Source organism: Serratia sp. EWG9 (assembly GCF_019913725.1).
Classification (GTDB): Bacteria; Pseudomonadota; Gammaproteobacteria; order Enterobacterales; family Enterobacteriaceae; genus Serratia; species Serratia ureilytica.
The window spans coordinates 237,479-256,263 of the sequence record NZ_JADNRO010000001.1; the positions used below are offsets into that span (position 1 = coordinate 237,479).

The 18,785-nt window shown below is 59.4% G+C and carries 17 protein-coding genes; 7 read left to right on the top strand and 10 right to left on the bottom strand.

The window, feature by feature from the left end; genetic code table 11:
* Window positions 1-280: 280 nt before the first annotated feature.
* Window positions 281-1,852, top strand: coding sequence for a transcriptional regulator TyrR (tyrR, locus tag ITX55_RS01215; RefSeq protein ID WP_033643230.1), 1,572 nt, complete (start codon window positions 281-283; stop codon window positions 1,850-1,852).
* 56 nt (window positions 1,853-1,908) lie between these two features.
* On the opposite strand, the gene tpx is transcribed toward tyrR, so the two are convergent.
* Window positions 1,909-2,412, bottom strand: coding sequence for a thiol peroxidase (gene tpx / locus ITX55_RS01220; protein ID WP_004930536.1), 504 nt, complete (start codon window positions 2,410-2,412; stop codon window positions 1,909-1,911).
* Between the two features lie 225 nt (window positions 2,413-2,637).
* Here tpx and ycjG point away from each other — a divergent pair, with 225 nt between their 5' ends.
* Complete coding sequence (ycjG, locus tag ITX55_RS01225; RefSeq protein ID WP_108680844.1) at window positions 2,638-3,612, top strand: L-Ala-D/L-Glu epimerase; 975 nt, start codon at window positions 2,638-2,640, stop codon at window positions 3,610-3,612.
* 3 nt (window positions 3,613-3,615) lie between these two features.
* Here the strand turns inward: ycjG and mpaA are convergent, their stop codons facing one another.
* Window positions 3,616-4,323 (bottom strand): murein tripeptide amidase MpaA, encoded by a 708-nt coding sequence (mpaA, locus tag ITX55_RS01230; protein ID WP_033643228.1) that lies wholly within the window; start codon window positions 4,321-4,323, stop codon window positions 3,616-3,618.
* Window positions 4,324-4,529: 206 nt separating this feature from the next.
* On the opposite strand from mpaA, the gene ITX55_RS01235 reads away from it, so the two are divergent.
* Together ITX55_RS01235 and ITX55_RS01240 are read left to right on the top strand one after the other, a co-directional pair.
* Window positions 4,530-4,880 (top strand): hypothetical protein, encoded by a 351-nt coding sequence (locus ITX55_RS01235; protein ID WP_025302994.1) that lies wholly within the window; start codon window positions 4,530-4,532, stop codon window positions 4,878-4,880.
* Between the two features lie 158 nt (window positions 4,881-5,038).
* Window positions 5,039-6,673, top strand: a complete 1,635-nt coding sequence (locus tag ITX55_RS01240; RefSeq protein ID WP_033643227.1) for an ABC transporter substrate-binding protein — start codon at window positions 5,039-5,041, stop codon at window positions 6,671-6,673.
* A 158-nt stretch (window positions 6,674-6,831) separates the two neighbouring features.
* Here ITX55_RS01240 and ITX55_RS01245 read toward each other — a convergent pair whose 3' ends face one another.
* The 3 genes from ITX55_RS01245 to ITX55_RS01255 form a co-directional block, all read right to left on the bottom strand.
* Complete coding sequence (locus ITX55_RS01245; protein ID WP_004930507.1) at window positions 6,832-7,080, bottom strand: hypothetical protein; 249 nt, start codon at window positions 7,078-7,080, stop codon at window positions 6,832-6,834.
* Between the two features lie 194 nt (window positions 7,081-7,274).
* Window positions 7,275-8,366 (bottom strand): hypothetical protein, encoded by a 1,092-nt coding sequence (locus ITX55_RS01250; protein WP_108680838.1) that lies wholly within the window; start codon window positions 8,364-8,366, stop codon window positions 7,275-7,277.
* Window positions 8,318-9,127 carry a hypothetical protein gene (locus ITX55_RS01255; protein ID WP_223524914.1) on the bottom strand — a complete coding sequence of 270 codons (810 nt, stop codon included), beginning with the start codon at window positions 9,125-9,127 and terminating at the stop codon, window positions 8,318-8,320. The genes ITX55_RS01250 and ITX55_RS01255 overlap by 49 nt, the downstream gene beginning before the upstream one ends.
* A gap of 50 nt (window positions 9,128-9,177) precedes the next feature.
* On the opposite strand from ITX55_RS01255, the gene zntB reads away from it, so the two are divergent.
* Entirely contained in the window at window positions 9,178-10,161 is a 984-nt protein-coding gene (gene zntB, locus ITX55_RS01260) for a zinc transporter ZntB (RefSeq protein WP_033643224.1), read from the top strand.
* A gap of 217 nt (window positions 10,162-10,378) precedes the next feature.
* Here the strand turns inward: zntB and ITX55_RS01265 are convergent, their stop codons facing one another.
* The 3 genes from ITX55_RS01265 to nifJ all read right to left on the bottom strand — a co-directional run bounded on the left by ITX55_RS01265 (window position 10,379) and on the right by nifJ (window position 15,625).
* A complete protein-coding gene (locus ITX55_RS01265; protein WP_033643223.1) occupies window positions 10,379-10,777 on the bottom strand; it encodes a VOC family protein in 399 nt (132 codons plus the stop codon).
* Window positions 10,778-10,923: 146 nt separating this feature from the next.
* Complete coding sequence (gene ttcA, locus ITX55_RS01270) at window positions 10,924-11,862, bottom strand: tRNA 2-thiocytidine(32) synthetase TtcA (RefSeq protein WP_033643222.1); 939 nt, start codon at window positions 11,860-11,862, stop codon at window positions 10,924-10,926.
* A gap of 229 nt (window positions 11,863-12,091) precedes the next feature.
* Window positions 12,092-15,625 (bottom strand): pyruvate:ferredoxin (flavodoxin) oxidoreductase, encoded by a 3,534-nt coding sequence (gene nifJ, locus ITX55_RS01275; RefSeq protein WP_033644286.1) that lies wholly within the window; start codon window positions 15,623-15,625, stop codon window positions 12,092-12,094.
* 247 nt (window positions 15,626-15,872) lie between these two features.
* Between nifJ and ssmE the strand changes: the two genes are divergently transcribed.
* Window positions 15,873-16,205, top strand: a complete 333-nt coding sequence (ssmE, locus tag ITX55_RS01280; protein WP_033632935.1) for a multidrug efflux SMR transporter SsmE — start codon at window positions 15,873-15,875, stop codon at window positions 16,203-16,205.
* A 499-nt stretch (window positions 16,206-16,704) separates the two neighbouring features.
* Window positions 16,705-16,959, top strand: a complete 255-nt coding sequence (locus ITX55_RS01285; protein ID WP_015377999.1) for a DUF333 domain-containing protein — start codon at window positions 16,705-16,707, stop codon at window positions 16,957-16,959.
* A gap of 29 nt (window positions 16,960-16,988) precedes the next feature.
* Here the strand turns inward: ITX55_RS01285 and hslJ are convergent, their stop codons facing one another.
* Both hslJ and ITX55_RS01295 read right to left on the bottom strand, forming a co-directional pair.
* Window positions 16,989-17,414: a heat shock protein HslJ gene (gene hslJ / locus ITX55_RS01290; protein ID WP_033643221.1), complete on the bottom strand. Its 426-nt coding sequence runs from the start codon at window positions 17,412-17,414 to the stop codon at window positions 16,989-16,991.
* A 52-nt stretch (window positions 17,415-17,466) separates the two neighbouring features.
* Window positions 17,467-18,459 carry a 2-hydroxyacid dehydrogenase gene (locus ITX55_RS01295; RefSeq protein ID WP_033643220.1) on the bottom strand — a complete coding sequence of 331 codons (993 nt, stop codon included), beginning with the start codon at window positions 18,457-18,459 and terminating at the stop codon, window positions 17,467-17,469.
* Between the last annotated feature and the right edge of the window lie 326 nt (window positions 18,460-18,785).

Below are 18,785 nucleotides of genomic sequence, written 5' to 3' on the forward strand. Positions count from 1 at the left end.
TCACCGGCGCCAACGCCGGACGTAATCGAGACTTGACGATAGTCGATCCCCCTGTGCTTGCGTGATAAATATCTGCAAAATTAAATCTGTTTGTGATAACTCTCTGTTTGTGGGCTAAAATGACGCCGATGCTGTTATTCGCTTGCGTTTAAAATCAGCAACCACGGCAATAAATCAGAGTTCTGTCAACTTTTGCTGACAGATCGCTTCTACCGCCCGGTGCGAGGGAGTATCATCATCGCTAACGATCCCCGCACCTGCAGAGATAAGGCCAACACTGATGCGTTTGGAAGTATTTTGCGAAGACCGCCTCGGTCTCACTCGAGAATTACTCGATCTTTTGGTATCGCGCAGCATTGACTTACGTGGCATCGAGATCGATCCCATCGGCCGCATTTACCTCAATTTCTCCCAGCTGGACTTCGATACTTTCCGCGCGCTGATGGCGGAGATCCGCCGCATCGCCGGCGTGACCGACGTGCGCACCGTCAGCTTTATGCCTTCCGAACGCGAGCATCGCGCGCTGCGTGCGCTGCTGGAGTCGATGCCGGAGCCGGTGTTCTCTATCGACATGAAGGGCAAGGTCGAGCTGGCCAATCCGGCGGCGCTGGCGTTGTTCAGCCTGAACGAAGACAAGATCCGCAACCAGACCGCCGGGGCGTTGATCGGCGGCTATAACTTCAGCCGCTGGCTGGAGAGTGAGCATACGGCGCCGCACTCAGAACGGGTGGTGATCCGCAGCCAGGACTTCCTGATGGACATTACGCCTATCTATCTGGAGGACGAACAACAACAGCCGGCTGCGGTCGGCGCGGTGGTGATGTTGAAGTCCACCGCGCGCATGGGCCGCCAACTGCAAAATCTGTCGGTGAACGACGATACCGAATTCGATCACATCGTCGCGGTGAGCGCCAAGATGCGTCACGTGCTGGAGCAGGCGCGCAAACTGGCGATGCTCGATGCGCCGCTGCTGATCGTGGGCGATACCGGCACCGGCAAGGATATTCTGGCTCGCGCCTGCCACCTGCGCAGCCCGCGCGGCAAACAGCCGTTCCTGGCGCTGAACTGCGCCGCGCTGCCGGATGACGTGGTGGAGAGCGAGCTGTTCGGCCATGCGCCGGGCGCTTATCCCAACGCGCTGGAAGGCAAAAAGGGCTTCTTCGAGCAGGCCAACGGCGGTTCGGTGCTGCTGGATGAGATTGGCGAAATGTCGCCGCGCATGCAGACCAAACTGTTGCGTTTTCTCAATGACGGCACGTTCCGCCGGGTCGGCGAAGAGCATGAGGTGCACGTCGACGTGCGCGTGATCTGCGCCACCCAGAAGAACCTGACCGAGCTGGTGCAGCGCGGCGAATTCCGCGAAGACCTCTATTATCGCCTCAACGTGCTGACCATCACCATTCCGCCGCTGCGCGAACGCCCGCAGGACATCATGCCGCTGACCGAGCTGTTCGTGGCGCGCTTCGCCGATGAGCAGGGCGTGGCGCGGCCCAAGCTGGCGAACGATCTGGGCAGCTTCCTCAGCAAATACGGCTGGCCGGGCAACGTGCGCCAGCTGAAAAACGCCATCTACCGCGCGCTGACGCAAACCGAAGGCTACGAACTGCGGCCGCAGGATATCGTGTTGCCGGAGTTCGAGGTGGAGATGTCGCTGGGCGACGAGGTGCTGGACGGTTCACTGGACGACATCAGCAAGCGTTTCGAGCGCTCGGTGCTGACGCGCCTGTATCGCACCTATCCCAGCACCCGCAAGCTGGCGAAGCGGTTGGGCGTTTCCCATACCGCCATCGCCAACAAGCTGCGCGAGTATGGCCTGAGCAGCCGCAAAGGCGGCGCTGAGGGCGAAGAATAAAAAAGGCGCCTTGCGGCGCCTTCCCGTGTATCCAAAGCCGGCGTTCGCCGGCTTTATTATTTCAGCGCTGCCAGCGCCGCGTCGTAATCCGGCTCGGTGGTGATTTCGTTCACCAGCTCGCTGTACAGCACGTTGTCCTGGCCATCCAGCACTACGACCGCACGCGCGGTCAGGCCCGCCAATGGACCTTCGGCGATTTCAACGCCGTACGCCTGTTTGAACTCGGCGCCGCGCAGGGTGGACAGCGTGACCACGTTGCTCAGGCCTTCCGCGCCGCAGAAACGAGACTGGGCGAACGGCAGATCGGCGGAGATGCACAGCACCACGGTGTTATCCAGGCCGCTGGCCAGCTGGTTGAATTTACGCACCGACGTCGCGCAGACGCCGGTATCGATGCTTGGGAAGATGTTCAGGACTTTGCGTTTACCCGCGAAGCTGCTCAGCGCTACGTCTGACAGGTCTTTGGCAACCAGCGAGAAGGCCTTGGCCTGTTCGCCCTGCTGTGGCAGTTTGCCCGCTACGCTGACCGGATTGCCTTGAAAATGTACTGTCTGAGTCATTGCTAGATTCCTTTTACAGGTGTTTATACAAAGGGTATGAACCTGATAAAACGGCGCGCCGGCGACGGCTGTTAACATCAGGTTCACACCCTGACGCCAGTTTATGACAAGCGGGGCGGATTGGATATCAAAGTTTGCTAAATAGTTGTATATATTAGGCTGTTCTATAAAACATCACCGGCGCATCAGCCTGCCTGGATGCGCAGTTTTCGCTCAGGAGCCGTTATGAGAGACATGCGTTTTTACCCGGAAGCCTGGCCGCTGCACACCGCCTTCGTGATCGCGCGCGGCAGCCGCACCGAAGCCCGGGTGGTGGTGGTCGAAATCGAACAGCAGGGCGTGCGCGGCGTCGGCGAATGCACGCCGTATCCGCGCTATGGCGAGAGCGAGGAATCGGTGATGACGCAGCTGGCTGAGATGGCGCCGGCGATCGCGCAAGGCATCACCCGCGAACAGCTACTGATGCAGATGCCGGCGGGCGCGGCCCGCAACGCGCTGGACTCGGCGCTGTGGGATTTGGAGTGTGGTCTGCACGGGCAGAGCCTGTGGCAGCGCAGCGGCGTGACGGCGCCGGCGCAGATCCGCATGGCGCAGACCGTCAGCATCGGAACGCCGGAAGCGATGGCCTTCGCCGCGCGTGAGCTGGAGCGGCAGGGCGCCACGCTGCTGAAGATCAAACTCGACGATCACTATATCAGCGAGCGGCTGGTGGCGATCCGCGCCGCGGTGCCGCAGGCGACGCTGATTGTCGATGCCAATGAATCCTGGCAGGCGGAAGGGCTGGCGGCACGCTGCCAGCTGTTGGCCGATCTCGGCGTAGCGATGCTGGAGCAGCCGCTGCCGGCCGGTGACGACGCCGCATTGGAACACTTTATTCATCCGCTGCCGATCTGCGCCGATGAGAGCTGCCACACCCGCGCCGATCTGCCGCGGCTGGCACAACGCTATCAGATGGTCAACATCAAACTGGACAAAACCGGCGGCTTGACCGAGGCGCTGGCGCTGGCGCAGGCCGCGCGCGAACAGGGATTCGCCATCATGCTCGGCTGCATGTTGTGCACGTCGCGGGCGATATCCGCCGCCTTACCGCTGGCGCCGGCGGCGCGCTTCGTCGATCTGGACGGCCCGACCTGGCTGGCGCGGGACGTCGAACCGGGTCTGGCGTTCGAATGCGGGGCGATCGTCGATCTCGCCCCGTAGGGATTAATTCGGGTAGGTCAGCAGTTCGGTCATGGCGTCGATGTAACGCTCGCTGGCGGCATCGGCGGAGATCGGCGGGAATTCGGCGGTGATGCACGGCAGCGACAGATCCGCGCACCAGCTGCCGAACGAACCGGGCGTTTCATAGCCGACGCTGGTCACCAGCGGCAGCTCGAACTTGTGCGACAGCCAAACGCCGAGCCGCGAGCTGGCGGGATCTTCGATGCAGGCCAGCGGCTCATGGAACGACACCACCCAATGCGGCTTCAGGCGATGGATCAGATGACACAGCGCCTGGGTTTCCGGTTCGGAGCCGGGACGCCCGCCGGTGGAGAGCCTGACGTCGCGCACCGGCGCCGCGCTGTTCCAGCGATAGACGGTGTCCCCGGAGCGCCAGTTGGCGGCCGGGAAGTTGCGGTTCAGATCGACGCCGTTGGCATTGGCGCGCAGCCCCAGCTGACAGCCGTCGGGGTTGACCGCCAGCACCACGTGGTGGCGCAACTGTTCGGGGGCGATGCTGCGCAGCGCGCAGGACAGGGTTACGATGGCGGCGCTCTCATCGCCGTGGGTGCCGGCGATGATCAGCCCGGTTTCCGGGCCGCTGACCGCCGCCGGGAAATAGAGCAGCGGCGCGCCCAGCAGCGAGCTGCCGTAGTTCTCTCCTGCGACGGCCAACTGGCCACGTTCACTGCGCGGTCGATGTTCGGTCATGGTGTTGTCCCTGAGTTAAAGGCCGAGAGTCATTGTCATTTTATTCAGTGTATTACGCTTTGAGACATCTTTCCCATCGCAATTGTGCGGCGTTTGCGCGATCTGTGATGCGGTAGCGGTGAAAACGCCAATTAAACCGCACCTGGCCTGAGGCTGTTGTTATACTAACGGCAGAGCTAAGCCAATCACCCGCAAGAGGATTTAACATGCCAGTAGCCAGAATCATCGCCAGCTATAGCGAAAATGAAAATGACACCATCACGCTGCTGTGCGGCGTAGACGCTGAAAACCAGATCCGTCAGGGGGAATGGTTCGGCGTGGTGAAAAATGACGACGGGCGCGGGGACGAATCGAACTATCCGTTCACCCTGCATATCGATTACCAGAAAGATGTCTTCTATCTCGACTACGGCTACGACGACGCGGATGCGCGTCAGCTGCAAAAAACCGATATCTCGGCCCGTCCGCTGGCTGAGAAAGGCTTTTTCACCGTGTTCGATGAAGAAGAGGGTGAAGAGTTCAGCTACCGCATCAACAGCATCCACCTGTACGACTGACGGTCGCTGCCGTAATCCCACCCGTGCCGCCCTGCGCCGCACGGGTTTTTTATCGCCTGAATCGCACTTTTTGCAACTTCTCGCCCGCGGGCTCTAGGCCGGATGGATCTTGTGCTATATGATAAAAAATTCAGATGGTTAACGGGGGACAAATCATAATGACGGGAAAAAAAATGCAACGGGGTTTTCGTTTGGCGCTCTGCGCGGCGGCGATCGGCGCCTGTATGAGCAGCGCCATGGCGGCGCAGGTTCCCCCGGGCACCGCGCTGGCGGACAAACAGGAAATCGTGCGCCACATTAAAGACGAACCGGCCTCGCTCGATCCGATCAAAGCGGTTGGCTTGCCGGAGGCTCAGCTGGCGCGCGATCTGTTCGAAGGGCTGGTCAATCAGGACGCCAACGGCAAAGTGATCCCCGGCGTCGCCACCCGCTGGCAGACCAGCGACAATCAGACTTATATTTTCCATCTGCGTAAAGACGCGCGTTGGTCAAACGGTGACCCTGTCACGGCAAAAGACTTCATTTACAGCTGGCAGCGGCTGGTAGAACCGAAAAATCTGTCGCCGTTCGCCTGGTTCGCGCAACTGGCGGGGATCCAGAACGCCGAGCAGATCATCAGCGGCAAACTGCCGGCCGATCGCTTGGGCGTATCGGCGCCGGATGACTACACGCTCAAGGTGCAGTTGGACAAGCCGGTGCCGTACTTCGTCAGCCTGACGGCCAACTTCAGCCTGTTCCCGGTGAACAAGGCGGTGGTGGAAAAATACGGCAATGACTGGACCAAGGTCGGCAATCTGGTGGGCAACGGCGCGTTCAAACTGCAGGAGCGGGTGGTGAACGAGAAGCTGGTGCTGACGCCTAATGACCATTACTGGGATCATGCGCGCACCGTGCTGACCAAAGTGACCTTCGTGCCGATCAACCAGGAATCCAACGCCACCAAGCGTTACCTGGCGGGTGACATCGACATCACCGAATCCTTCCCGAAAAACATGTATCAGAAGCTGCTGAAAGATATCCCGGGGCAGGTGTACACCCCGGATCAGCTCGGCACCTATTATTACGCGTTCAACACCCAGCGTGCGCCGACCAACGACGTGCGGGTGCGTCAGGCCTTGTCCTACGCCATCGATCGCAAGATTATCGCGGAGAAAGTGTTGGGCACCGGTGAAAAACCGGCTTATCACTTCACGCCGGACGTCACCGCCGGGTTCAAACCCGAGGCGAGTTTGCTGCAACAGCAGCCGCAGGCGGAGCTGGATGCGCAGGCCAAGGCATTGCTGCAGGCGGCCGGTTACGGCCCGAACAACCCGCTGAAGCTGACGCTGCTGTATAACACTTCCGAGAGCCACCAGAAAATCGCCATCGCCGTGGCCTCGATGTGGAAGAAAAAGCTGGGGATTGACGTCAAGTTGCAAAACCAAGAGTGGAAAACTTACATCGACAGCCGCAATACCGGCAATTTTGATGTGATCCGCGCCTCCTGGGTGGGTGACTATAACGAGGCGTCGACCTTCCTGTCGCTGCTGACCTCCACCCACAGCGGCAATATCGCCAAGTTCAAGAACGCGGACTACGACAAGCTGCTGGCGCAGGCGGGGCGGGAAACCAACCCGGCGGCGGTGACTGCCGATTACAACAAGATGGAACAGATCATTGCCGATCAGGCGCCAATCGCGCCGATATACCAATACACCAACGGCCGCCTGATCAAACCGTGGGTAAAAGGCTACCCGATCACCAATCCGGAAGACGTGGCCTATAGCCAAACGATGTATATCATCAAACACTGAGTGGGCTTATTTATCGCCCCCGCGCAATGCGGGGGCGTTATTTTCTCGACGGCGAAACCACGAGGCTAATTAATTTTTCCACGCGATAAACCCCGTTTAATAATAAACAGGGTTGCCATCATCACATTAATATTGTCTATTTCAGAGAGCGGTTACGCTTACAGACAGTCCCGCATGGCGTCCACCACTACGCGGCCACTCATATCGGTCTGAGTAATGCGGTAGCTGGTGGGATAAGAACGACGGGTACTGAAACGATCGTGGACGGAGACCTTGCCAATCTGCAGGCCGGCGGCGTTTTTCACCACAAACTCACTGATCTCTTCCTGGCCCTGGTTTTGCAAATGGATATTGCTGATTTTTTCCAGCGTATCGCTGGCGTTTATTTTTAAATGGTCGCGTAACATAACTACCTCCTCGTAGTGAGAAAAGTATATGCCCCTAAAATTTGCGCTGAAACAGCTTTGTGTTGATTTATTATTATCATTTTGAATTAAAATTGATAGCAATATGTTAAGTCATAATAATAACGGCATTACCAGCGCTTTATCGGCGATATTGTCTGATTTATCGGCAATGGTTTATTTCAATGCCGTTATTATTAGTCTGCATTAATGGAGAACAGCGCTTGCCTGGCCGCCGGCGCGGGAAAGACGCAGGCGACGTTGTGTCCGCAGCCGGGAACGAGGGTTAACCGATGCGGCTTCTCCGGCGCCAGATAGCGCCGGTCATAGTCGGCATAGGCCAGGGCGCGCTGCAACCGGTAGGGGCCCTGCAGCTGGGCGGCGCAGGATTTGTCGAGTATCCGATAGTAGGCCCCCGGCGCGGTGCCGGTATCACCGTCTGCGGCCAGGTAGGTGATATCCGCCGCCGCATAGCGCCGGCGTGCTGCGTCGGCGGTGCGCTGCAGGTGAGCGGGAAGCGCTTCCGGACCATATTTCCACTGGTTAGCCTGTGGGCACTGGCCGGCGTCCAGCGTTTGCCAGCGGAAGCGACAGGTTTTTTCACTGCCACAGCGCTCCGGATGAAGGGGCTGGGGACGCAGGTTGTCAAAATAGAGCCAGCTGCCCGGATCGGCGACGACATAGCGCAGACGCACTCCGTCCGGCGGGTTGGCGAAGCCGACATAATGCTGCACGAATTGGGCGCCGGCGGAGAAACCGGCGACGGTGATCGACTGCAACGACGGCCAGCGCCGTTTCAGATCGGCCAGCAGGTTATCCATGGCGTTGAACGAGCCGGTTTTCCCGCCATTATCCAAACCGCCTTCGATCCAGGAGCCGCAGCGCCACAGGGCGTCCCCCTCTTGCGGCGCCGGTAGCCCGGCGGAACGGCAGCGGGCGGCGAGCGTCTCCGGTACTTGGAACAGCGGGGCGACCAGCAAGCTGTTGTCTCCCGCTCCCTGCGCGGCGTCGATCGCCGCTTGCAATGTCTTGGCGACATCGCGCGGGTGGCCGTGCATCACCACCAGCGCGGTGCGCGGCTGGGGGGAGTGAGCGTGCGCGACAAAATAAGGCAGTGAACCCGCCGCCGTCGGCGCGTGATAGGGTGTGGCGAGGCGTTCTAACACCGGCTCTGCACGAGCCGATTGGCCGAACAGCAGCAGGGCGGCCATTGCGATGCAGCGCAGGCGGCGCATTCTCGTCAGGTTCGGCGCAGCGCAGCGCGCAGTTGTCTCAGGACTTCCCGGCATCGTTGTTCCTCACGCGCTCGTTGATAGTAGCGATAAAAGGCGCGTTCCGAACTGAGGTTGCCCGCGCGTGCCAGCTGCCTGAAGGTCAGGTATGCCAGGCTGAACATAATGATAATAAATAATAAACCGGGGAACAGCAGCTGCCAGCCGTCGGTGATGCGCGCATTAGGCAGATAGCGGAGTGAATAGGGCGTAATCAATACCCCTAACTGCTGCAGTCCCCATTGAGTCAACGCAGGGAACAGCACCAGCAACGTAACGAACACCAAATACAGCAAGAAATAGCGACAGGAAAGCAAGAAACGCTTGAACGCGTTATTGGCGCTTGGCCGCAAAACGAAGCCTGCGGGCGTGGCGCGCAAGATTTGCTGACGGCCACCGGTGAAACGATAGCGTTCCAGCGCCGCTACGCTATCCGGCAATGCCAGCAGCAGCTGCAGCGCAACAAGGCCGGCGCTGCGGTTGCCGATATAGTCGCGAAACCGCAACAGACGTATGGGGGCGCTTTGGGGCTTCTCGACGGATTCGAGCAGGTTTAACAGCTTATCGTGGTTTTCCCGCCGAATGCGAAAAGGCGTTTTGACCACGGCGATAAACAGCGTAATGACGGTCGGTAGGACGATTTTCAAGATATCTGCGGTGCTGATTTGTAACATGCGAGTTTCCTCTCGGGCTGTCTTGCGTTCCTGGCAGCAGAAGTATAGACCACGCTTATGGGACAACATGAAAACTGGCGTTACAGCTTGGTCTTTGATCTCCAAGGTGATAACGCTAGACTCAGCAACATAAGCAAGACTGAGGGGATAAATGAATGGATGTGATTGAGGGGAGCGAGCTGCAGGTCGCCGACGCGGTCTACGCCTACCAGCTGGATGGCAAGGGCGGCGTCACGCCGATCGAGCGGGATGACAAGATCACCTGCGACGCGCCTTGCTGGCTGCATCTTGATTACGCGCACCCGGCCAGCGCCGAATGGCTGAGCACCACGCCGCTGCTGCCGGACTCGGTGCGCGAAGCGCTCTCCGGCGAAAGCTCACGGCCGCGCGTCAGCCGCCAGGGCGAAGGCACCATGATCACGCTGCGCAGCATCAACTTTAACGCCAACTCACGGCCGGACCAGTTGGTCACCATTCGCGTGTACATCACCGATAAACTGATTATCTCCACGCGGCACCGCAAGGTGTATTCCATCGATCAGGTGGTGAACGATTTGCAAAGCGGCGCCGGGCCGACCAACAGCGGCAACTGGCTGGTGGAGATTTCCGATGCGTTGACCGATCACACCAGCGAATTCATTGAGGATCTGCACGACAAGATTATCGATCTGGAGGACGCCTTGCTGGAACAGCAGGTGCCGGAGCGTGGCCAGCTGGCGTTGATCCGTAAACAGCTTATCGTGCTGCGCCGTTACATGGCGCCGCAGCGTGACGTTTTCGCACGGCTGGCCAGCGACCGCCTGCCGTGGATGAGCGACGACGATCGCCGCCGCATGCAGGACATCGCGGATCGCCTGGGGCGCGGGTTGGACGATCTGGACGGCAGCATCGCACGCACCGCTATCTTGTCCGACGAAATTACCACGGTGATGGCCGACGCGATGAACCGCCGCACTTACACCATGTCGCTGTTGGCGATGGTATTTCTGCCGACCACCTTCCTGACCGGGCTGTTTGGCGTCAACCTTGGCGGCATACCGGGCGGCGGCAACCCCTTCGGTTTCGCGGCATTTTGCCTGATGCTGGTCGGGTTGGTGCTTGGCGTCGCCTGGTGGCTGAAGCGCAGCCGCTGGCTGTAGGCGAAAATGGCGAAAACCCGGTTAACATTGAGCAAAATCAACATTTAGCCGGGGGAAATGGGGCATGATCTCTCTCGCAGGTGAATGCAACGTCAAGCGATGGGCGTTGCGCTCCATAATTGTCTTACTTTCTTATTTTTGAATTACTGCATAGCACATTTGATTCGTACAATGCCGGTTTAATCACCGGCATTTTTTTATTCGATTTCTCTCTTCCTCAGGCCGCGCTTTCATCCCAGAAGCTGGCTTCAATCTTATGCCCATCCAAATCACGGACAAAGCAGCCGTAGTAAGCCTCACCGTAGTGCGGCCGCGAACCGGGCGCGCCTTCATCGACGGCGCCGGCCAGCAGCGCCTGGCGATGGAATTCATCCACCTGTTGCTTGCTGGTCGCGAAAAAACCGACGTGCGTGCCGTTGCCGGGTGAAGCGGGCTGGCCGTCGATCGGCACCTGCAGCCAGAACTCCGGGTAGTCACGGCCATAACCGATCGCGCCGGGATGCTCCAGCACCCGTCGGCAACCCAAGGCGGCCAGCGTGCGATCGTAAAAGGCCGCGGCGGCGACGAAATCGTTCGAGCCCAGCGAGACGTGGGACAGGCAGGGGGTGATATTCATTGCGCGATCTCCATATGACTGTATAAATGAACAGTATAGGGTAAAAACGGCATCGCCCAGCAAATTTTGCGCAAACTGTGAACAGGATCGAGATCGTCGAGTGAGGAGAATGTCGCCGCTCGCAGGGTGGCGAGCGGCGAGGGGACTTATTTGATTTCCAGCACGTCCAAACGCGCCGGCGCAGGCGCCGCGTCGTCCGAATCTTCCGGCTGCCAGCCGACCGGCTGCATCGGAATGTCTTCGCGATCGAAGGCCAAATCGCCGCCGTCCACCACCGCGCTGCCGTGGTGAATGCCTTTGAAATCGAATAGATTGATATCGCTCAGGTGCGAAGGCACCACGTTTTGCATGGCGCTGAACATGGTTTCCAGCCGGCCCGGGTAACGTTTGTCCCAGTCGCGCAGCATGTCGCCGATCACCTGGCGCTGCAAATTAGGCTGAGAGCCGCACAGATTGCATGGAATGATCGGGAACGCTTTGGCGATCGAGAAACGCTCGATGTCTTTCTCGCGGCAATAGGCCAGCGGGCGAATGACCACGTGCTTGCCGTCGTCGCTCATCAGTTTGGGCGGCATGCCTTTCATCTTGCCGCCGTAGAACATGTTGAGGAACAGCGTCTGCAGAATATCGTCGCGGTGGTGGCCCAGCGCGATCTTGGTGGCGCCCAGTTCGGTGGCGGTGCGATACAGAATGCCGCGGCGCAGGCGCGAGCACAGTGAACAGGTGGTTTTGCCTTCCGGGATCTTGTCTTTAACGATGCTGTAGGTGTTTTCTTCGACGATCTTGTACTCCACCCCCAAGCCTTCCAGGTAAGCAGGCAGAATATGCTCAGGGAAGCCGGGCTGTTTCTGGTCGAGATTCACCGCCACCAGCGAGAAATTGATCGGCGCGCTCTGCTGCAGATTGCGCAGGATCTCCAGCATGGTGTAGCTGTCTTTGCCGCCGGACAGACAGACCATGATGCGGTCGCCTTCTTCAATCATATTGAAATCGGCGATCGCTTCGCCCACGTTGCGGCGCAGGCGCTTTTGCAATTTGTTCAGGTTGTACTGCTCTTTTTGGCTAACGGATTGCTTTTCTGACATTTAAATCGTGCTCATTCTCAATGGGGGGCACTAGGGGCATGGCGTTGTAGACCGCGAGTTTACCATTCAACCGGCCGATTTTGATCATTATTCATCATCCAGCTTCCACGCGCCCGACGCGAGGCCTGTATGGTACGGATTGCGCGCAGGAATGCCAGCAGGTTTTATTGCTACGCCTTACGTCAACGGTAAAAGATCAGGGCGCGAATCGCTCGCGCCCTAAGGGAGGTTACTCAGCGGCGGACTTTTCCGCCTTGCCGGCCAGCAGGCTGAGGAAATCGTATTTCTCCTTCAGCTCTTTCTCGGCGGCCTGATACAGCGCGCTGGCCACCTCCGGCTGCTGCGCGTTCAGGCGGCGGAAACGCTGTTCTTTCAGCAGCGTTTCCGACAGGTTGCTGTTCGGCGGCCGCGAATCCAACGCCAATGCGGCCTTGCCCTCGGCGCTGCGGCGCGGATCGAAGCGGTACAGCGGCCAGAAGCCGGTGGCGGTCAGCTGTTTCATCTGATCGTGGCTGAGCGCCAGATCGTAGCCGTGCTCTTCGCACGGGCTGTAGGCGATGATCAGCGACGGCCCCGGATAGGCCTCGGCCTCCTGAATCGCTTTCACCGTCTGGTTGAGCTGCGCCCCCAGCGAGATCTGCGCGACGTAAACATGGCCGTACATCATCATGCTGACGCCCAGATCCTTGCGCGCCTTGCGCTTGCCGTGCTCGCCGAATTTGGTCACCGCGCCGAGCGGCGTGGCCTTCGACTGCTGGCCGCCGGTGTTGGAGTAGCACTGGGTGTCGAGCACCAGCACGTTGACGTTCTCCGTCAGGCTGAGGACGTGATCCAAACCGCCGAAGCCGATGTCGTAGGCCCAGCCGTCACCGCCGATCAGCCAGATGGATTTATCCACCAGATAGTCGGCGTCGGTCGCCAGCTGGCGCGCATCTTCACCTTCAATACTCGCCAGCAGCGTGCGCAGTTCGGCGATTTGCTTACGGCGCGGCTCCGGCGCCACGTCTTCCATCTGCAGGGCATTGACCAACTGCTCCGGCAGCTGCGGCGCCAGCGAATTCAGCAGGCGCAGTACCCGCGCGCGATGTTGATCGACCGTCAAACGGAAGCCCAGGCCGAATTCGGCGTTGTCTTCGAACAGCGAGTTGGCCCATGCCGGCCCGCGCCCTTCGGCGTTGGTGGTGTACGGCGTGGTCGGCAGGTTGCCGCCGTAGATCGACGAACAGCCGGTGGCGTTGGCGATCAGCAATCGGTCGCCATAGAGCTGGGTCAACAGCTTGATGTACGGCGTTTCGCCGCAGCCGGAGCAGGCGCCGGAGTACTCGAACAGCGGCGTGATCAGCTGCGAGGTGCGAATGTCGATGCGTTCCAGCTGCGCCGTATCGATTTCCGGCAGCTGCAGGAAGAAATCGTAGTTGTCTTTTTCCGCCGTCAGATTATCGAGGCGTGAAGCCATATTGATGGCCTTGATCTCCGGGTTCTGGCGATCTTTCGCCGGGCAGACCTCGACGCACAGGTTACAGCCGGTGCAATCCTCCGGCGCCACTTGCAGCACGTATTTTTGCCCGCGCATATCGCGCGCTTTGACATCCAGCGACTGCAGGGAGGCGGGGGCGTGTTCCATCTCCGCCGGCTGCACGACCTTGGCGCGAATGGCGGAGTGCGGACAGGCGGCGACGCAATGGTTGCACTGGGTGCACAGGTCGGGCTGCCAGACCGGGATCGCTTCGGCGATGTTGCGCTTTTCCCACTGGGTGGTACCCACCGGCCAGGTGCCGTCCGGCGGGAAGGCGGAAACCGGCAGCGCATCGCCCAGTCCGGCCAGCATCGCGGCGGTAACGGTTTTGACGAAGTCAGGCGCGGCGTCCGAGACCACCGGCGGGCGCATCGGGCTGCTGTCGTCGACCGGCTGCAGCGGGATTTCAATCAGCGCGCCGCGGGTGGCGCCCAGCGCCTGCCAGTTGCGCTCGACGATCTCCTGGCCTTTGCTGCTGTAGCTGCGGGCGATGGCGTCCTGCAGCTGTTGCAGCGCCACGTCGCTCGGCAGGATCTGCGTCAGATGGAAAAACGCCATCTGCATGACGGTGTTGATGCGCGCGCCGAGCCGGCATTCACGCGCCAGCTTGGCGGCGTTGATGATGTAGAAACGCGCCTGGCGTTGATGCAACAGCGCCTGTACCTCCTGCGGCAGGCGCGACCAGACTTCGTCGGCGCCGTAAGGGGTATTGAGCAGGAAGGTGCCGCCGGGTTTGAGGCGCTCAACCATCTGGTACTTATCGATAAACTGCAGCTGGTGGCAGCCGACGAAATCCGCCTGGCTGACCAGATAGGCCGAATTGATCGGCTGCTCGCTGACGCGCAGATGCGAGACCGTCAGGCCGCCGGCCTTTTTGGAGTCGTAGACGAAATAGCCCTGCGCATACAGCGGCGTGGCGTTGCCGATGATTTTGATGTTGTTCTTGGTGGCCGAGACCGAGCCGTCGCTGCCCAAACCGTAGAATAGCGCTTCCAGCGAGGCGCGCTGCGGCAGGATTTCGTCGCTCAGCGGCAGCGAAAGGCCGGTGACGTCATCGAAGATGCCGACGGTGAAGCGCGGGCGCGGCTGCGGCTGGGCCAGCTCGCGAAACACCGCCAGCGCGCAGTCCGGGCCGAACTCCTTCGACGACAGGCCGTAACGGCCGCCGATCACTCGCGGCAGCGTGGCGCGCTCGCCCCGGCTGTAGGCTTCCGCCAGCGCGGTCATCACGTCCAGATACAGCGGCTCGGCCAGCGCGCCCGGTTCTTTGGTGCGATCGAGCACCGCGACGCTGCGCACGCTGTCCGGCAGCGCGCCGAGCAGGTGTTTGGCGGAGAACGGCCGGAACAGCCGCACTTTCAGCACGCCGACTTTTTCGCCGCGGGTCAGCAGGGTGTCGATCACTTCTTCGCAGGTGCCGGCGGCGGAGCCCATCACCACCACCACGCGTTCGGCTTGCGGGTGGCCATAATAGTCGAACGGCCGGTAGTGGCGGCCGGTGAGGGCGGCGAAGGCCTCCATGGCGTCGATCACGTGCTGGTCGGCGGCGTCATACCAAGGGTTGGTGGCCTCGCGCGACTGGAAATAGGTGTCAGGGTTGGCGGAAGTGCCGCGCACTACCGGATGATCCGGCGACAGCGCCCGGCGGCGGTGGGCGTCGATCGCCGCCTGCGGCAGCATGTGCCGCAACGTATCGTCGCTGAGCGGTACGATTTTATTGATCTCGTGCGAGGTGCGGAACCCGTCGAAAAAGTGGATGAACGGCAGGCGCGCGTTGAGGCTGGCGGTCTGCGAGATCAGCGCGAAATCCTGCGCTTCCTGCACGCTGCCGGCGCACAGCATGGCGCAGCCGGTCTGGCGCACCGCCATCACGTCAGAGTGATCGCCGAAGATTGACAGCGCGTGCGTGGCCACGGTGCGCGCGGCGACGTGCAGCACAAACGGCGTCAGCTCGCCGGCCAGTTTGTACAGCGTCGGGATCATCAGCAGCAGACCCTGCGATGAGGTGAACGAGGTGGACAGCGCGCCGGTCTGCAAGGCGCCGTGCACGGCGGCGATCGCGCCGCCCTCCGACTGCATTTCCACCACTCGCGGGATATCACCCCAGATGTTTTGCCGGCCATCGCCGGACCAGGCGTCCGCCTGCTCCGCCATGGTGGAACTTGGCGTGATAGGGTAGATGGCAATCACTTCGTTGGTGCGATAGGCCACGGAAGCGACTGCATTATTACCATCTGTAGTTATCATCGACATTACCTTTTCATTGCTCACAAAGCCGCGAAAGCGCACTTTCGCAGTAATGGAAAAAAGTCTAACAGAGGGTTTGAACGCGGCTTTATCGCGTTTGTGTGGCGGGCGATAAATCGGCAAGCGTATCCGGCATCGCTATTTGCATCGCCGGTTGAGGTCCTTCAATAAATTGTTTTCGCCGTTTAAAGACAATTTATTTCCGGCGCGTCATAATTGCGCATCGGTAAACTGACAGAAGAAAACCATGAGCGGATTTATGTATTTGACGATGGCGATAGTCGCGGAAGTGATCGCCACCACCATGTTGAAAGCCTCCGAGGGCTTTACCCGTCTGTGGCCGTCGCTGCTGGTGGTGCTGGGCTACGGCGTAGCGTTTTGGGGGCTGTCGATGGTGGTCAAGAGCATGCCGCTGGGCATTGTGTATGCGATTTGGTCGGGCATGGGGATCGTGCTGGTGTCGGTCGCGGCGGTATTCGTTTATCAGCAAAAATTGGATTGGCCGGCGATTGTCGGCATGGGATTAATTATTGCCGGCGTGCTGGTAATTAATTTACTGTCGAAAGCCTCTGTGCACTGAATGTTATTTTGATGTAAAAAAAGCCGGCGTGACAGCAAGTCGCGCCGGTTGAAGAATTCAGCCATCATTCACTGAAAATAGTGGAATGCTAATTAGTTAGCGCCGTCAGCATAGACGCAAATATCATCCTCTCCGGTAGCAAAAAATGCGCCGTCACGCCGAAAGCACGCGGGGTTAATTAATACCGATATCATGCGAAGAAACCCCGTCGCCGGCAACGGTGACGTTATCACTTTCTCTCTGCGGCCGGGGCGGGCGGTGGGGGCCGCTGTCACGTTTAACCTCCCGCAATGGGGGCGGAAATATTCTGCAAACAAAATAAATGTCCGGCCGGTGCAAAAAAACCACAAATAATGGCCGGAATATATTTTCATTATTTATATATCGAGCTAGATTAAACAAGTTTGCATCAAAGATAGCGAAACGTGTCCGCCAAGTGACGCGCGTTATCGGCAATGGCGATTTTACACAGCGCAGTTCCGGGTTCAGGAGTGGGATAATGACGACATCAAAATGGCTGCTTGCCAGCGCCGTGCTGCTTTTAGCCGCCTGCAGCAGCAACAACGAAGAGCCAGTACAGCAGGGCAACAGTGCCAGAATCAATACGTTGCAGACCAGCGCCGGTTGCGCGGCGGTCGGCGGCGTCACCACCATCGCGCACAACTTGAACGGTGAAGCGTTGCGCATGTGCCAGATGCCGAACGGCAAACAGTGTGAGGAACGCACGCTGGGCCTGGGCAGCTGCGCCGGGTAAGCCCACGGCGCCAGGCCTGGCGTCCAGAATCAATATACCCAGTCGCGCAGGGCATAAACCAGCGTGTGGCCGCTGCCGTTGAGCGTCAGCTGCTGCGCGCTCAGCGTCACTTCGGCGCCGTTTTCCAGCACGGTGCCGATCACCCGATCCCAGCGATTGCGCTGCTCATCAGGGCACAGCCTGCGCGTCGAGGCCAACGGTTTTACCGTCAGTACGCCGTCGCGTAATTGCCCCTGGCCGAAAAAGCGGTTGCACATCGCGCCGGACACATGCAGGTTCTCGCCGAACTCCAGATTGAGCAGGACGCCGCCCGTTGGGGATTTTGCCGCTTCGCCATCGACGCTCTGCAACACGAAATTATGATGCATCAGATCGCCGGGCGTAACGGTCGCGGGTGGTTTCATGCTGCATCCCCCCAAGACCAGCGCCGCAAGGGCGGCCATCGTTGTTCTCATCGTCGCGCTCTCAAATAAACAGGGCGCCGCAGGGGGCGCCCCGAAATGCCGTTCACGCGTTCAACTGGTTCGGGCAGGCTTCGCCGCGATCCAACTGGCTGATGTTCTGCAGCGTGGTTTGCGAAATGCTGGTCAGCGCCTCTTCGGTCAGGAAAGCCTGATGGCCGGTGAACAGCACGTTGTGGCAGGCCGACAGGCGGCGGAACACGTCATCCTGAATCACGTCGTTGGACTTGTCTTCAAAGAACAGATCGCGTTCGTTCTCGTAGACGTCCATCCCGAGCGCGCCGATTTTTTGCTGCTTCAACGCGTCGATGGCGGCGGTGGAGTCGATCAGCGCGCCGCGGCTGGTGTTGATCACCATTACGCCGTTTTTCATCATCGCGAAGGCGTCGGCATTCAGCAGATGGTGGTTCTCCGGCGTCAGCGGGCAGTGCAGGGTAATCACGTCGGACTGTGCGTACAGCGTTTTCAGGTCGACATACTCCGCGCCCAGCGCCAGCGCCTGTTCGCTCGGGAACGGATCGTAAGCCAGCAGCTTCATGCCGAAGCCTTTGAGAATGCGCATCGTCGCCACGCCGATTTTACCGGTGCCGATCACGCCGGCGGTGCGGTTGTGCATGTTAAAACCGATCAGCCCTTCCAGCGAGAAGTTGGCGTCACGGGTGCGTTGATAAGCGCGGTGAATACGGCGGTTCAGGCACATCATCATGCCTACCGCGTGTTCTGCCACGGCCTCCGGCGAGTAGGCCGGCACGCGCACCACCTTGATGCCCAGTTCTTTGGCGGCGTCCAGATCGACGTTATTAAAACCGGCGCAGCGCAGGGCGAGGATCTCGACGCCCAGCGCCGCCAGTTCTTCGAGCACTTCACGGCTGCCGTCGTCGTTGACGAAGATACACACCGCCTTGCAACCGGCGGCCGTTTTGGCGGTTTTTTTACTGAGTAAAAAGTCGAAGAATTCCAGCTCATAGCCAAACTGCTGATTCACCAGTTCGAGATATTTACGGTCATACTGTTTGGTGCTGTATATCGCCAATTTCATCGTGGTTTCTCCACCGTGATTTTGTGATCAATTTAACAGATTTTAGTAAATTCGACAATTGGTTAGCCACGCTGCAAGGCTGCTGTGGGCTGGCGGCGGTGAAGGGAAGGCGACGGTGAGGCGGGCGACAAAAAAATCCCCACGGGGGTGTGGGGAATGGCTTCTCTAGTACACAGTTAGCTAGCAGCTAAACTTTTATTAGAATGCTTGCAAGACTATTAATCATCAACGGTAACAACAATAACAAAAGTCTGAAAACTGTCCTATTTATGTGATGTATATGTAACGAAAATCTACAACTCCGCGCGCGCTTGCGCCAAAAGGGT

Excerpts from the sequence above, each read along its gene's own strand:
- tpx (WP_004930536.1), bottom strand. The coding sequence starts at position 2,412 with ATGACTCAGACAGTACATTTTCAAGGCAATCCGGTCAGCGTAGCGGGC.
- ITX55_RS01240 (WP_033643227.1), top strand. The coding sequence starts at position 5,039 with ATGACGGGAAAAAAAATGCAACGGGGTTTTCGTTTGGCGCTCTGCGCG.
- ITX55_RS01295 (WP_033643220.1), bottom strand. The coding sequence starts at position 18,459 with ATGAAATTGGCGATATACAGCACCAAACAGTATGACCGTAAATATCTC.
- ITX55_RS01285 (WP_015377999.1), top strand. The coding sequence starts at position 16,705 with ATGACGACATCAAAATGGCTGCTTGCCAGCGCCGTGCTGCTTTTAGCC.
- ITX55_RS01235 (WP_025302994.1), top strand. The coding sequence starts at position 4,530 with ATGCCAGTAGCCAGAATCATCGCCAGCTATAGCGAAAATGAAAATGAC.
- ttcA (WP_033643222.1), bottom strand. The coding sequence starts at position 11,862 with ATGTCAGAAAAGCAATCCGTTAGCCAAAAAGAGCAGTACAACCTGAAC.
- tyrR (WP_033643230.1), top strand. The coding sequence starts at position 281 with ATGCGTTTGGAAGTATTTTGCGAAGACCGCCTCGGTCTCACTCGAGAA.
- nifJ (WP_033644286.1), bottom strand. The coding sequence starts at position 15,625 with ATGATAACTACAGATGGTAATAATGCAGTCGCTTCCGTGGCCTATCGC.
- zntB (WP_033643224.1), top strand. The coding sequence starts at position 9,178 with ATGGATGTGATTGAGGGGAGCGAGCTGCAGGTCGCCGACGCGGTCTAC.
- hslJ (WP_033643221.1), bottom strand. The coding sequence starts at position 17,414 with ATGAGAACAACGATGGCCGCCCTTGCGGCGCTGGTCTTGGGGGGATGC.
- mpaA (WP_033643228.1), bottom strand. The coding sequence starts at position 4,323 with ATGACCGAACATCGACCGCGCAGTGAACGTGGCCAGTTGGCCGTCGCA.
- ycjG (WP_108680844.1), top strand. The coding sequence starts at position 2,638 with ATGAGAGACATGCGTTTTTACCCGGAAGCCTGGCCGCTGCACACCGCC.
- ITX55_RS01250 (WP_108680838.1), bottom strand. The coding sequence starts at position 8,366 with ATGCCGGGAAGTCCTGAGACAACTGCGCGCTGCGCTGCGCCGAACCTG.
- ITX55_RS01265 (WP_033643223.1), bottom strand. The coding sequence starts at position 10,777 with ATGAATATCACCCCCTGCCTGTCCCACGTCTCGCTGGGCTCGAACGAT.
- ITX55_RS01245 (WP_004930507.1), bottom strand. The coding sequence starts at position 7,080 with ATGTTACGCGACCATTTAAAAATAAACGCCAGCGATACGCTGGAAAAA.
- ssmE (WP_033632935.1), top strand. The coding sequence starts at position 15,873 with ATGAGCGGATTTATGTATTTGACGATGGCGATAGTCGCGGAAGTGATC.